The 13,588-nt window shown below is 56.5% G+C and carries 19 protein-coding genes; 5 read left to right on the top strand and 14 right to left on the bottom strand.

The features are described from left to right. Positions 1 to 7: 7 nt before the first annotated feature. The 14 genes from ACHZBS_RS05830 to ACHZBS_RS05765 all read right to left on the bottom strand — a co-directional run bounded on the left by ACHZBS_RS05830 (position 8) and on the right by ACHZBS_RS05765 (position 9,123). Complete coding sequence (locus ACHZBS_RS05830; RefSeq protein ID WP_319405584.1) at positions 8 to 982, bottom strand: NAD(P)H-dependent oxidoreductase; 975 nt, start codon at positions 980 to 982, stop codon at positions 8 to 10. 9 nt (positions 983 to 991) lie between these two features. After that, a complete protein-coding gene (locus ACHZBS_RS05825; protein WP_319405583.1) occupies positions 992 to 1,336 on the bottom strand; it encodes a cytochrome c3 family protein in 345 nt (114 codons plus the stop codon). A 99-nt stretch (positions 1,337 to 1,435) separates the two neighbouring features. After that, positions 1,436 to 2,464, bottom strand: coding sequence for a cytochrome d ubiquinol oxidase subunit II (cydB, locus tag ACHZBS_RS05820; protein WP_319405582.1), 1,029 nt, complete (start codon positions 2,462 to 2,464; stop codon positions 1,436 to 1,438). Between the two features lie 51 nt (positions 2,465 to 2,515). After that, a complete protein-coding gene (locus tag ACHZBS_RS05815) occupies positions 2,516 to 3,832 on the bottom strand; it encodes a cytochrome ubiquinol oxidase subunit I (protein ID WP_319405581.1) in 1,317 nt (438 codons plus the stop codon). A 199-nt stretch (positions 3,833 to 4,031) separates the two neighbouring features. Next, positions 4,032 to 4,217, bottom strand: coding sequence for a hypothetical protein (locus ACHZBS_RS05810; RefSeq protein WP_319405580.1), 186 nt, complete (start codon positions 4,215 to 4,217; stop codon positions 4,032 to 4,034). Positions 4,218 to 4,276: 59 nt separating this feature from the next. Next, positions 4,277 to 4,711 carry a flavodoxin domain-containing protein gene (locus ACHZBS_RS05805; RefSeq protein WP_319405579.1) on the bottom strand — a complete coding sequence of 145 codons (435 nt, stop codon included), beginning with the start codon at positions 4,709 to 4,711 and terminating at the stop codon, positions 4,277 to 4,279. Between the two features lie 18 nt (positions 4,712 to 4,729). Then, positions 4,730 to 4,885, bottom strand: a complete 156-nt coding sequence (locus ACHZBS_RS05800; protein WP_319259024.1) for a rubredoxin-like domain-containing protein — start codon at positions 4,883 to 4,885, stop codon at positions 4,730 to 4,732. A 171-nt stretch (positions 4,886 to 5,056) separates the two neighbouring features. Further along, positions 5,057 to 5,431, bottom strand: a complete 375-nt coding sequence (locus ACHZBS_RS05795; RefSeq protein ID WP_319405578.1) for a desulfoferrodoxin — start codon at positions 5,429 to 5,431, stop codon at positions 5,057 to 5,059. 50 nt (positions 5,432 to 5,481) lie between these two features. Then, on the bottom strand, positions 5,482 to 6,057 hold the full coding sequence (rbr, locus tag ACHZBS_RS05790) for a rubrerythrin (RefSeq protein ID WP_319405577.1): 576 nt from the start codon (positions 6,055 to 6,057) through the stop codon (positions 5,482 to 5,484). A 54-nt stretch (positions 6,058 to 6,111) separates the two neighbouring features. Beyond that, positions 6,112 to 6,321: a hypothetical protein gene (locus tag ACHZBS_RS05785; RefSeq protein WP_319405576.1), complete on the bottom strand. Its 210-nt coding sequence runs from the start codon at positions 6,319 to 6,321 to the stop codon at positions 6,112 to 6,114. Positions 6,322 to 6,658: 337 nt separating this feature from the next. Then, positions 6,659 to 7,267 (bottom strand): peroxiredoxin, encoded by a 609-nt coding sequence (locus tag ACHZBS_RS05780; RefSeq protein WP_319405575.1) that lies wholly within the window; start codon positions 7,265 to 7,267, stop codon positions 6,659 to 6,661. Positions 7,268 to 7,385: 118 nt separating this feature from the next. Continuing rightward, entirely contained in the window at positions 7,386 to 7,955 is a 570-nt protein-coding gene (locus ACHZBS_RS05775) for a TlpA disulfide reductase family protein (RefSeq protein WP_319405574.1), read from the bottom strand. 345 nt (positions 7,956 to 8,300) lie between these two features. Continuing rightward, positions 8,301 to 8,774 (bottom strand): ferritin family protein, encoded by a 474-nt coding sequence (locus ACHZBS_RS05770; RefSeq protein WP_319405573.1) that lies wholly within the window; start codon positions 8,772 to 8,774, stop codon positions 8,301 to 8,303. Positions 8,775 to 8,907: 133 nt separating this feature from the next. Continuing rightward, positions 8,908 to 9,123, bottom strand: a complete 216-nt coding sequence (locus ACHZBS_RS05765) for a hypothetical protein (protein WP_319405572.1) — start codon at positions 9,121 to 9,123, stop codon at positions 8,908 to 8,910. Positions 9,124 to 9,332: 209 nt separating this feature from the next. On the opposite strand from ACHZBS_RS05765, the gene tpx reads away from it, so the two are divergent. From tpx to ACHZBS_RS05740, 5 genes are all read left to right on the top strand, one after another. Then, positions 9,333 to 9,932, top strand: coding sequence for a thiol peroxidase (gene tpx / locus ACHZBS_RS05760; protein ID WP_319405571.1), 600 nt, complete (start codon positions 9,333 to 9,335; stop codon positions 9,930 to 9,932). 86 nt (positions 9,933 to 10,018) lie between these two features. Beyond that, entirely contained in the window at positions 10,019 to 10,639 is a 621-nt protein-coding gene (locus tag ACHZBS_RS05755) for a VOC family protein (RefSeq protein WP_319405570.1), read from the top strand. 19 nt (positions 10,640 to 10,658) lie between these two features. Further along, entirely contained in the window at positions 10,659 to 11,114 is a 456-nt protein-coding gene (trxA, locus tag ACHZBS_RS05750) for a thioredoxin (RefSeq protein WP_319405569.1), read from the top strand. Between the two features lie 27 nt (positions 11,115 to 11,141). Further along, positions 11,142 to 12,044, top strand: coding sequence for a TIGR01777 family oxidoreductase (locus ACHZBS_RS05745; RefSeq protein ID WP_319405568.1), 903 nt, complete (start codon positions 11,142 to 11,144; stop codon positions 12,042 to 12,044). Next, positions 12,041 to 13,546 carry a SagB/ThcOx family dehydrogenase gene (locus tag ACHZBS_RS05740; protein ID WP_319405567.1) on the top strand — a complete coding sequence of 502 codons (1,506 nt, stop codon included), beginning with the start codon at positions 12,041 to 12,043 and terminating at the stop codon, positions 13,544 to 13,546. Before ACHZBS_RS05745 ends, ACHZBS_RS05740 begins: the two co-directional genes overlap by 4 nt. Positions 13,547 to 13,588: the final 42 nt, after the last annotated feature.

The raw sequence follows: 13,588 nt of genomic DNA, 5'->3' as shown, positions 1-13,588 counted from the left end.
TTCCAGTTTATTTAATTAATCGCCTCAGCGTGTCGACATGCGCTTCGGTCTCCAGACGCAGACGGTCCATGGCTGCATCATCCGGTGAAACCGGTTCAGGCAGGGACCAGTGCACCCTGTTTTTACCCGGAACCGGCATCCTCTTGGCGCTGTTGCCTATGGTAATCGTCAGATCGGGCGTGGCGCCGTATAAGGCCTGTTCCACGTTCAGCGGTTTGCGGTAGCCCATGTCCACACCGGCCCGTTGCATAGTCCGGATCATCGGCTCATGCAGCGCACCCCCCGGAGACCACCCCCCAAAACCGGTACGGATCTTTTCGCCGTAGCGCTGTTGCGCCATGGCTGCCGCCATGGGTGCCCGGCAGGCGCCCGTCGGTGAGAGGAAAAGAACTTTTTTACGGTTGACCAGGGGAAGAACGGTTTTTTGGAGGGTCTCGTCAATGTCCGCGGCCAGTCCTTCATGCTGGCGGATGGCACCCCTGGCTTCAACGCCCCGGTAGGTCAGTGCATGGCTGAATTGGGCATCGATGGCATCGAAAAAGTACTTGGCGGTCAGGTGGATGCCGTCGAACAGCTGGCGTCCCCGAGACGCCGCGACGCTGAACAGCAGTCCCTTTCGGGTGGCCGCCAGTGGATCCTTCAATTTATATACGTATTTTCGCGACCACAGGGTCTGGCATCGGTCGATGAGAACTTTAAGCTGTGCGGAGATGCCGTAAAAAAATACCGGGGTTGCAGCCACCACCAGATCCGCTTCGCGCAGAAGACCAAATATTTCCGTTGACATGGGGTCGTCGGCGATGACGCAGGTGCCGTGCGTTTCGCAGTACCCGCAGCCTTTGCAGGGAATGATCCCGGCCCTGGCCACCTGGATGGTTTTGACGGCAGCGCCCGCCTGGGCGGCCTTTTCCAGAAAAGTGACCAGGAACGTGTCGGTGTTTCCGCCCTTACGGGGGCTGCCTTGAAGTCCCAAAATCAGCATGGTTGAATACTATTTCTTGTGGCAGGTCGAGCAGGTTATCGGTCCGTGCGGTTTGCCGGCCCGTTTCTCCTCCTTGTGGCACTTGATGCACTGGAGGTTCATCACTTTTTTAGGCTTCAGTGCGCCGCTCTCTTTCATCCGCTTGATTGCATCGGTTTCCTGGGGAAAGATGCTGTGGCAGACGTTGCAGTCGTTGAGTCGATTCTGGTGCTGGGCGTGGGTAAAGGGCACGTTGCCCGATTGGCCGCCGAATATGTTGATCGTTTCCGGCCCATGGTTGGCGGCGGCGGCGATGGCCGCAAAGAAGCCAAGGACTGCCGCCGCGACGGCGATAACCAATGGATTGGGTTTCATGCAAAACTCCGTTTCTGGTAGTTGATGCGTCAATGATGATTGGCCCGCCGCATCCACCGGGCAGGTTGCTTGATCGACGTGGCGGGGTACCGTCGACAATCAGTACATTTCCTCATGGGCCAAGTCATCGTCGGTCACCTTGACGCTGAACAGTTTGTAGGCCCAGATTTGATAGGCCAGCACCACGGGCACGAAAAGCACTACTACGATGAGCATGATCTTAAGGGTCAATGGGCTGGACGAGGCGTTAAAGGCCGACAGGTTGTACGCACTATCGATGCTGGAGGGGAACAGGTTGGGAAACAGCCCGATAACGCCGAAGAACGTGCAGGACACGATGGTGACCGCCGAGGCCACCCAAGCCTTGAAAAAGGCTTTTTGCATCAGAAAGACCTTGATGCCCACGATGGCGGCAACGGAGACAGCCGGTACCAGGAACAGGACCGGGTGAGCCAGGTAATTGCCATACAGCGGCGTGAAGACGTAAGTCGCCGCCAGAAATACGACCGCAACGCCGGTGAGCACCGGCCACAGCTTGCCGGCCAGGCTCTCGGCTCGCTGGGCCAGGTTGCCGTCGGAGCGGACGGTGAGCCACAGGGCACCGTGGACCAGAAAGAGGCAGAGAAACAGCACGCCGCCCAACAGGCCGTACGGGTTGAGCAGGGTGAACAGGTTGCCCAGGTAGACGCCGTCCTGGTCAATGGGTATCCCCTTGAATATGTTCGCAAAGGCTACGCCAAACAATAAGGCCGGCAGGAAACTGCCTATGAAGATGCAGGTGTCCCATACCTTTTTCCAGGCGGGACTATCCACTTTGTTGCGGAACTCAAAGGATACACCGCGCAGGATCAGGGCGAAAAGAATCAGCATCAGCGCCGAGTACAGAGATGAGAACATTACCGCGTAGACCAGCGGAAAGGCGGCAAAGGTAACGCCGCCGGCAGTGATCAGCCACACCTCGTTGCCATCCCACAGCGGCCCCATGGCGTGAATCATCATGTGCTTGTCGCGTTCCGATCTGCCCAGGAAGGGATACAGCGAACCGATTCCCAGATCGAAGCCGTCCGTCATGAAAAAGACAGCCCATAGCAGCCCCCAGAGAAAAAACCATACGGATTGAAGTGCCATTATAACCCCCGTGTTTCGTCCTTCTTGATGAATGGTTCAGCCATTGGCCGGTTATTCGTTTTCCGCTGCCGGTTCGGGCCCTTTTTGGGCGAAATTGGCGATCAGGTAAAAACCGGCGATGCCCAGCAGACCGTAAACCAGAATGAAACCCACCAGAGTCGTCATCACCTGGGAGGCCGCCACCGGAGAAGCGGCATTGGCGGTTTTCAGCAGGCCGTACACAATCCAGGGTTGACGGCCCACTTCGGCCAGCACCCATCCCATCTCGATGGCCAGGTAGGGCAGCGGGATGGCAAAAAGCATGACCCACAGGTACCAGCGGGATTCAAGCAGGCGGTTTTTCAAAAACATTCCAACGATGGTGAGCAGGGGGAAGAGCGTTCCTAACGCCACCATTGTCCGGAACGAAACGAATGTCGGCAGGACCGGCGGCCGTTCATTCTTGGGAATATCCTTGAGGCCGGTCACCGCCGCATTGATGTCGTGATGTCCCAACAGGCTCAGGGCGCCGGGCAGCCGTCCGATTTCGATTGCGTTGCGTTCGTTTTTTTCGTCAGGAATGGCGAACATGACGATGGGAGCCTGGGTCTGGGTTTCCCAGTGAGATTCCATGGCGGCCAGTTTGGCCGGCTGGGTTCGGGTGACGTGAACGGCGTGCATGTCACCGGTTATGACCACGGCGATAGAGGCGATTAACCCCACGATCAGGCCGATATTGAAGGAACGGGTGAAAAAATCGACATGTTGTTTTTTCAGCAGGTGCCAGGCACTGATACCCATCATGAAAAAGGCGGCCAGAATGAATGCGGAAGGGACGGTATGGACGATTTCCAGTAGACCGAATTTGTTGGTGATCACCGCCAGAAAGTCGGTCAGCTCCGCCCGGCCGTCGCGGATGGTGAATCCCACCGGCTGCTGCATCCACCCGTTGGCCAGAAGAATCCAGACAGCCGAAACGTTGCCGGCGGCGGCCACCAGCCACATAACCGTGGCATGGGCTTTTTTGGACAGTTTTTTCCATCCGAAAATCCAGATGCCGATGAAGGTGGATTCCAGGAAGAATGCCACGGATGCTTCGATGGCCAGAAGCGACCCGAAGATGTCACCCACGTAGGCGGAGTAGCGCGACCAGTTGGTGCCGAACTGAAACTCCAGGGTGATGCCGGTGACCACCCCCAGGGCAAAATTGATCAGAAAGAGTTTGCCCCAGAATTTAGTCATGCGCAGATAGGTTTCATCGCCGGTCCGCACATATTGGGTCTCCATGTATGCCACCAGAACGGAAAGCCCCAGGGTCAGGGGGACGAACAGAAAGTGGAACATGGTGGCGGCGGCAAACTGAAGCCGGGATAACAAGACAACGTCCATACCCATTCCTCCTTGAACAGATGCCGGCAGCCAACCGACCGGGTCGGCTGCCCTATACTTGTTGGTGATTTATTGTATTCATTCCGGCGGTCCCAGACCCCTCAGGCGCATCTCCAGCGAACCAGCGGAGCCGTGGTGAAGGGGGGCCCCTATGGGGTTGTGCAGGTCGAATGGGGCAGCAAACGGTACCGGGGGCCGGCTATACGCCTCCATCCAGGGTGCATTGGGTAAAGTCGATGGATTTGCCGCACTTCCCACAGGTGTGGCTTTTCTCGAACTCGTCGGAAAAAATCTCTTTGCTCTCGCCGCATTCAGGGCACTTGCAGATAAAGGATTTCAGGTTTTTGAAGTTCTCATAGCCGGGGCAATGTTGGGGTGTGGACATAGCAGCCTCCTTTTATATTCAGGATTGGTGTGGTTTAATAAAGCGATGGGCGTTCCGCGTCAGGCTAATTTTTCGGCGATCTCCCTGCCGTAATCCTGGGCCATTTTCATGCCGCCGCCCAGATTGGCGGACTTGAGCCGCAACGGGATGCTCACCATATTCATTTTAAAGATGTTTTTCATGGTGTCGAAGATGCGGTCCGGCGCTTCGCCGCTCCATCCAAAGGCGCCGAAGGCTCCGCCTACCTTGCCTTCGAGTTCCGCTTTTTCGGCCATGAACAGCAGGGTCTTCATCCCTTGAACCATCTCTCCGTGGTAGGTGGGAGAACCGAGCACCACGGCATCATACCCTTTCAGATCCTGTTCTTTTTTAATGTCGGTCACTTTCACCACTTCCGCCTCATGGCCGGAGAAACGAATCCCTTCGGCGATCAAATTGCCGATTTTCTCAGTTTCACCTGTGCGTGTGGCGTACACAATAAGCGTTTTAGCCATTTCCTGCTCCCTTCCGTCCTATTTAATTCTGGGATCCTTGCCTTCGTACTGGCAGTCGGGCGTGTAACAGGTGTTGTCCAGAAAATCGCATTTTTCCTTGCATGACGGACATTTCTCAGGCGGCCTGTCCGCCTGCAGCTCATATCCGCAGTTTCCGCATTTCCAGCTGCCCATGAGGCACCTCCTTGTGGATGTTGATCATGTGGCCGGTATCCGTCAAAAATGGTTATCTGGCGGGCACGCGTCACATGCAGTCCCTGACGGATGGCCCGGACCGGGATTCGTTTAACCGGAGACGGCAGTCGCGATGGACCGCCGTCATCCGATTTTTCAAAGATGAGACCCTTAGGCTTTCCACAATCCGTGAAGGTTGCAGTATTCTCTGGCTGATACCGATGCCGCATCGATTTTGAAAACGGCTTCGGGTGTCTGGCCCGGGTTGAGAAACTGGAAGTAGGATTTGCCGTCTGCCATCAGCTCGATCCACTGAATCCAGTGCTTCTCTTCCATGGGGTGGGGGACGCCCCCCACTTTGACTTTGTATCCGCCGTCGATCTTTTCGATGACCGGCACGTGCTTCTCCTTGGCCGCATCAACGGTGTTTGCCGTCAGCTTCTTCATGGGCTGACCGCAGCACACCAGCTCGCCACCGCCGCCGGCAAGCACCTCAACGATGTTTCCGCAAAGATCGCACTTGTAAACCTCATATCTTTCAGCCATTTTTTTCTCCTTATCGCTTTGTTAAACGGTTGATAAAGGTGTGGTGCTGTTTACCAGTTCTCACCCAGAATTTCAAAATGGGCTTGGGGATGAGCGCAGGCCGGGCACATTTCGGGGGGCTCGGTGCCTTCGAACAGATAACCGCAGTTCCGGCAGCGCCAGGTGACGCTTTGCTCTCTTTTGAACACCCGCCCGGCTTCGATGTTGGCTTTCAGGTCCAGATAGCGCTTTTCGTGCTGCTTTTCAGCCACGGCAATAGCCTCGAAGATGAATGCCACGTGATCCAGGCCCTCTTTCCGTGCGACACTGGCAAAACCGGGATACATCGTGGTCCATTCGTAGTTCTCGCCTCCTGCCGCTTCTTTGAGGTTTTCGACGGTGGTGCCGATTACGCCGGCCGGAAAGGCGCCGGTGATTTCCACTTCTCCCCCTTCCAGCAGTTTGAACAGCCGTTTGGCATGCTCTTTTTCCTGGTTGGCGGTCTCTTCGAAGATGTCGGCAATCTGAACAAAACCTTCTTTTTTGGCCTGTTTGGTGTAATAGGTGTAGCGGTTTCTCGCCTGAGATTCACCGGAAAAAGCCGTTAAAATGTTCTTTTCCGTTTGTGTTCCTTTAATCGATGCCACGCGTTTTCCTCCTTTTGCAATGTTAAGGGTTTTTAATATGGACGATAGTGACCGTCAGCAACGTTCATCCCACCAGCCTTTGGCGATGTGTTTGATTTTTTCCGCTTCGGCCAGTTGTTTGATTTTGTAACCCGAGTCGCGGAGCATACCGTAAAGAATGCCGCAGCCGGTGTCCTCGCGGTCGTCATCGCCATCGTTGGCCAGTTTGATCATGCGTTCTGCCAGCAGAATAACTTGTCTGAGATTGTGGTCACACGGTTTCACGGATTGATGCTCTCCGAAGAGGTTGGGTGCCGCCGGTCGTTCAGGCAGAGCCGACAGCATCACAATAGAGAATATCAAGATACGTGCCAAAGTATGGGTGACGGTTAGAATGCCAAACAACCTAAAGAGAATATTAAGAAAATAGGATTTCTTACGCCCAGGGACCCACGATTCGGAAGGCCAAACCTGCTATCCTGAAAATCGGTGCGGTGAATGAGGCTGCCTAAATTTCCTGCAATTACCAATGGAAGGGTCCGGGATTCAAGGTCTCATGTTTTCTGTGATACATAGTTGTCTCGCAAGACAGGAAAAATGGGACGCTTGGGTCGCTCATGGGTTACTGAATTGCCTGTAGTGCATCCACGATGTCCTTCAGTTTGGGGCGCCGATTGATATCGGATACCATTATGTTGCGAATGATTCCGGCTTTGTCGATAATAAACAGGGCTCGTTCGGCCATTCCGTCCGTACGCAACACACCAAACCGCTGGGCAGCTTCACCGTGGGGCCAGAAGTCCGACAGCACGGGAAACCAGAGCTCGCCCATCTGCCGGGTCCAGGCGTACAGGGTGGGCAGATTGTCGACGGTGATGCCCAGCAGGATTGCATCGTGCTGCTTGAAGATATCTCTGGCAATATTATAGCCGGGCCATTGATCCGAACAGACCGGCGTCCACGCTGCGGGGACAAAGGAGATCACGACGTTGCGGGTTCCCCGGTATTGAGCCAGGGAAAGGGTTTCACCCGTCAGGGACGGCAGGGAAAAGAGCGGGGCCGGATCACCGACCTTGACCTTTAATACACTGTCCACCGGCTTGAGCGGGCCGGGGTCATAGATCATAGTGCCGATGGTTTGTTCCTGGGCGGCGCACGGGCCAGTAACGATCGCGGCCAACAGCATGGCCACACCACCCATCACGTGCATTCGCTGCTTTGACTTCCTCATTGGCTTCACCGTTTCAATAATTTAATTTGAGCACTTTCAATTTTCCCAAACGACTTTCCCAACCGGTGATTTGAGATCATCAGGGAAAGGCCTGTTGTCCGGCAGCTTCGAAAATTGATCAATCCAGGCTTAAAAAGCCGTTCAGGCGGCTTATGAAGGTTTCCAACTTGTCCATGCTGCCGGCCCCGGTCCACAAGACCCGCCCCTTGTCGTTGGGTCCAATGGAGACGACAATGAAAAACGGGGTGCGAACCTCCCCCACTGATTTGTGGATAATAAAGTCTTCGTCAGGGAACAGGGGGAACGCGATCCGATAATGTTTGCGAAAATGGTCGACTTCATAGGCGGAATTACCGACGCCGATCCCGATCATTTTCACCCGACCCCGCAAGGTTTCCGACGCTTGGATGGCCTGATACAGGCTGTTGACGGCCGGAGCCTCACGCTGGCAGTGGGGACAGTACATGCTGAAAATCTCGATGACGAGCAGTTGTCCGGTGATGGTCGTGGGATCGAATCTGCCGTCTTCGGACAGTCCCAGATAGGTACGCTGGTCGGGTGACTCGGGAGCGTCCAGGCGAATATCGACCAGGAGGTCGCCGGCTGCCGGTGCCTTCTCCGCCGATGCCATACCGGGCAGGACCAACAGGAACAGAACGACCGTCAAGCGCAGGTAAAAGGTTTTCATGACAGTACCTTTCCGTCAAGGATGTTGGAAAACGATTTCGCGTGGCCATCTGGCATTACATTTGGCGGCTCTGATCATCTAACAAACCGAAACTGTGCGTTGGGTACTCACTTTGCCCTGTTTTGACCAGGCGCATTTCTTTTTTCAACACCACACCGACAGGATGTAAAGGGTCACCGTCCGGTGTTCGGCCGGATGGTGATGCGTATCATGTGTGAATGTGGCACATTGGTGTCTCATGCACCAGCCGAAACACCGCAAACAAAGGAAGGTCAAGGGAAGCTTTACAGCCATTCAGCTGAGGACGCTTCCCGTTTTTAACCGATAGACCATGGCAGCCAGCGGCTACTTGGTGGCGATGAGGCGGCGGCTGAGCAGGTTGATGTGGGACATCTCTTCTTTGATAATGCCGTCCAACCGGGATTGGCCCAGACCTTCCGGAACCAGGTCTTTCATCCCCAGATAAAAAACAATGGAATCTTTTTCAGCCAGGATGGCTGCCTTCAGGATCGCCTTCAACGATGTGGTATCGATCTCTTTTTCGAAAAAGATGCGGGTGTCGGCAAGCGCCTTGAGGTACGATGCCGCTTCGCCCCCCGGATCGAATATGGTCGATTTTTTTTCCGCTTCGGTGAGCTTTTTTCTCATGGCGGAAAAGGTTTTTTCGTGGCTGTCTTCCATGGCCGCCAGGTCCGCGAGAAAATTCTTGGCGTCCGGGTCTTTTATGTCGGCGGCGGCTTTCCGGTAAAAGGCGGCGCCGTTTCTTTCGATCTGTTCAGCCATTTCAAATACATCGTCCGCATTAAAATCGTAGATCATGGTTGGATTTGCCTTTCTTTCCAGACGTGAGGGGTGTCGCAAAATGGGTATTTACCAGAATCGCTTATATCCGATACATGCCCCCTTCACCGGTGCGCTGTCAACCTAAAAAATCTATGAAACACTTGACGGATCAGGCCTTTTCTTCATTCAGACGGCACTCATCATCCCACTCGGGGCAGGCGCTTTTGCGGTCGGCCTGAAATTGGAGCATGCATTCACCGCATTCCAGTTCAATGTTCGGCGCATCCCCATAGCGCGCCTTGATCTCTTCTTTGGACAACACCTGCGCAAAGCTGCACCCGCATTGGGGGCAGGCGGATTTGACGTGGTAGCGTTTATGACTCATGAATAGCCTCCCGATGATTTGAAGTTTGTGAAAAATGCCTTATTGTGGAATAATAAAAGCAATAATAATGCCATTGAGCGAGAGGTGTTTTGTGCCTTGGCATGTTTATTGATTATGCTGAAACCAGCATACCGTCGTTAGCTGCTTCGGGTCAATACTTCCGGCCCAGACCCGTTTGACATTCACCTATACCGCCCGAGGAGGACCCTATGGCTCAAACTGCATTCAAAGGATCACCCGTTCAATTGTCCGGCGATCTTCCCCCAAGGGGGACGGATGCCCCGAATTTTACCTTGACCCGTACCGACCTGTCCGATGTTTCGCTGAAGGACTATGCCGGCAAAACGGTTGTTCTTAACATTTTTCCCAGTATCGATACACCGACATGCGCCATGTCGGTGAGAAAATTCAACGCCGAGATCGGCAACACCGACAATGCCGTCGTGCTGTGCATATCGGCCGACCTTCCCTTTGCCCATGCGCGGTTTTGCGGGGCCGAAGGACTGGATCACGTGGTCTCCGCATCTACTTTTCGCAGCCCCGGTTTCGGCGATGCTTACGGCACGCGCATCACCGGCGGGCCGCTGGCCGGTCTCATGGCACGGGCGGTGGTGGTCATCGACGGAAAGGGGAAGGTGGTCTATACGCAGCTGGTGGATGAGATTTCAAAAGAACCGGATTACGACAAGGCCATGGCCTGCCTTTCCAGTGAAGACGTCATGCAGGCCTGTACGGCCAGCTTTACGGCGGAGCATTCCCGGGGCATGGACGATGACGGTCCCTGCGATGACGGCCGTGCCGGTGGGTGAGTCCGTTTCCTATCGTCCATTTCGGCCACTGTCTGCATTGAGCGATGGGTTCAATTCTCGACAACCGTTACCGTCCAGGAGGGGGCATGTCTTCATATACCGGAATCAATCACCTGGCCATGGCCACCGGTGACATGGACGGCACCATCCGTTTCTGGCGCGATCTTCTGGGGATGCGGCTGGTGGCCGGCCTGGGCGGCAAAGGCTACCGGCATTATTTTTTCGAGATTTCCGACCGTGACATGATTGCTTTTTTTGAATGGCCCGATGTACAGAAAATACCTGAAAAGGATCACGGCGTACCGGTGAAGGGGCCTTTTGCTTTCGACCACATCGCTTTTGGGGTCGAGGGCGAGGATGATTTGTGGGATTTGAAAGATCGTCTGGAAGCCGCCGGATTCTGGGTGTCGGAAGTGATCGACCACGGATTTATCCACTCCATCTACACCTTTGATCCCAACACCCTCCCCATTGAGTTCAGCTCACCGGTGGCTGGGGTGGATCTGCGTGGGCACCCGAGGATGCTGGACCGGCATCCGGGACGAATTGCCCTTGAAGGCCCGGATCCCCAGCCGGGAAATTGGCCGGCGGTCGAACGCGCCACCCCCGGCGAGCAGCGGATGGTATTCCCCGGTGAAGGCACGGTGTTTGCCGGCGGAACGGAATCGGTGGATTTGAAGATGTCTGGTCATTCACGGCAACGATGAACCCCGTTAAGGAGGGGCGATGGCAAATGAGAGTGTGCTGATAAGATGCCGCAGCTGCGGCACCCGAAACCGGATTCCCACGGCAAAACTGCAGGACGGTCCCCGCTGCGGTCGATGTAAAAAGCCCTTCCCTCCCATCCCGATCAATAGACGGCCGGTGGTGGTGACCGATCGCACGTTTGCCGATGAAGTGATTGCCAGCCCCCTGCCCGTACTGCTGGATTGCTGGGCGGCCTGGTGTGCCCCGTGCGGAGCCATGGCCCCGGTATTGGACGACCTGGCAAGGGATTACGCGGGCCGATTGAAAGTCGTCAAGCTCAACGTGGATCAGAATCCGATGACGGCCAGCCGCTTCAACGTAATGAGCCTGCCGACCCTCTTGTTCTTCAGGGACGGGAAGGTGGTGGATACGGCTGCCGGAGCCTTGCCCAGACAGGAGATCGAGCGATATCTCCGGCGCTTCCTGAATGGGTAGTGTCCACCCCATGCTAAAGGAGTTGAAATGAAGATTGCCATCACCGGGGCATCGGGGTTCGTGGGAACGGCGTTGACCCGCTTGCTGCTGGACGCCGGGCACGCGGTGACCGGGCTGGGGACTTCCGCCACACATCCGCTCCAATCGGTCGCGACTTTTTCATGGATCAGCGCGGATACGACCCGCATCGGCGCGTGGCAGGACGCGGTGAACCGGTCCGATGCGGTGGTCAACCTGGCAGGGCGCACTATTTTCAAACGCTGGTCCCGGGCCTATAAAGCGCAGATCGTCGACAGCCGTATTCTCACTACCCGCAACATCGTCAGCGCTATGAACGGTGAACACAAGATCCTGATCAGCGCATCGGCTGTCGGCTACTATGGCAGCCGGGGTGACCAGGTGCTCACCGAGCATTCGACCCCGGGAAACGATTTTTTGGCACGTTTGTCCGTGGACTGGGAAAAAGCTGCACTGGATGCAGAAGCGAAAGGTGTTCGGGTGGCCACCATGCGTTTCGGCGTGGTGCTGGGTGTCGGCGGCGGTGCCCTGGCCCAGATGCTGCCGGCCTTTCGCCTGTTTGTCGGCGGGCCTTTGGGAAACGGCCGGCAGTGGTTCCCATGGATCCACATGGCCGATCTTCTCGCTGCGATTCAATTTCTCCTTGATCGCCAAAATGCGCGGGGCCCCTATAATTTCTGTGCGCCGGGGGCGGTCCGCCAAAAGGATTTCGCCCGGGCACTGGGGGCTGCCCTGGGCCGGCCGGCCGTGGTTCCCGCACCTTCCCTGGCCCTGCGGCTGATGATGGGGGAGGTCGCCGGGCTGCTGCTGGCCAGTCAGCAGGTGCGTCCCGACCGCCTGACCGCCGACGGGTTTGCCTTCCGTTTTGGGGATGTCGACAGCGCCCTGGCGGATTTGGTGAACCCATCATGACCGAACAGAAGTTAATGGCGACTGATTATCATCGGGCCACCAGCTACCGTCGCCATGAACTGACCCCCCACACCCTGGACTGGGCGCATCAACCGATGCCGGTCAAGCATTACCCGGAGCTGCCCCGGGTGCCGTTGGATCGCAGCGGGAAGCTGCCGGCGGTCGATTATTTCGATCTGATGAATCGCCGGCAGGCCATTGATTCAAGCCGCCCGGAAGCACTGGACTTTCGGAAAATTTCTACGGCCTTCAGCCTGACCCATGATATTACCGCCCGCACCATGCACGCGGGCACCCCTTTCTACTACCGCAGCGTGGCCTCGGCCGGCGCCCTTTACCCGGTTGAACTCTACCTGGCCGTCCATCATATCGATGGGATCGATCCGGGAGTGTACCACTATCATCTTTTCAATTTCTGTCTGACCGCTTTGCGCAGGGGGCCGGTGCCTGAGATCCCGCCGGCGGATCATGGTGTTTCGGCCACCTTTTACATTACCGGAATTTTTTTCCGCAGCGCATGGAAGTACCGCGACCGGGCTTACCGCTATGTGCTGCTGGATGCCGGCCATCTTCTGGAGAACCTGAGGCTGGCTCTGGGTGCCCTGGATCTTTCCTTTTCCATCCATCTGGATTTCGATGATGAACGTGCCGCGACCCTGCTGGGACTGGATTCGCAGCGGGAAGCCTGCCTGGCCTGTGTACATCTGCATGAAGGCAATGCCGGCAAGAAACAGACCGTAGCCCCCCGCGACCTGGAACCCCTTTCCGCTGAAATCCGTCAGGCATCCACAGTATCGGATCGAGAAGTCGCCTATGCGGATATCCTCGCGGTTCATCGGGCCGGGAACGGGATCAACAACACCCCTGCCGAAGACCGCCCGGTGCTGCATGTGCTCGACAACCCGCCGTCCGCGTGGGTTGATCTCAACCTGCCGGATCATCCGGGGTCGGCGGACTATGCCCGTATGCTGTGGCAGCGCCGTTCCCGCAGAAACTTCATCCCCTCGTCCGGGACCAGGGAAAACCCTATGACGTTTCTGGATCTGATGGCCCGAAATATAGGAACGGTTTCGACCCCGCCGTCGGTCCGATCTGCCATTACCCTCGGGGTTCTGGCAGGCATGGGGATGCCGGTTCCCCCCGGTTTTTACCTGCTGGACCCGGACGCGAAACGATTGGGATGTGTGCTCGCCGGGCAGCTTACAGAGCCCATGGCAGCGGCCTGCCTGGATCAGATGTGGCTGAAGCATGCCGCCCTGCATGTGCTGTTCATGACCGATCCGGCTGCCCTCGACCGAACCTGGGGTGCCCGGGGCTACCGATATGCCATGATCGAGGCCGGGCGCCTGGGCCAACAAGCCTACCTGGCGGCCACCGCTCTGGGATGGGGAGCCTGCGGCATCGGTGCCATTTACGACCGGGAAGCGGCTGATCTGCTGGACCTGGCGACCGACGGCGTGCTGCTCTACCTGGTCGGGGCCGGTCCCGTCAAAACGCGTTGATATCTGGACGAATCGGCATCTCAAGGGGGATCAGGGGTTGCT

Source organism: uncultured Desulfosarcina sp. (assembly GCF_963664155.2).
GTDB lineage: Bacteria > Desulfobacterota > Desulfobacteria > Desulfobacterales > Desulfosarcinaceae > Desulfosarcina.
Note: the sequence above shows the minus strand (reverse complement) of the source record. Positions and strands in the feature narration are given on the sequence as shown.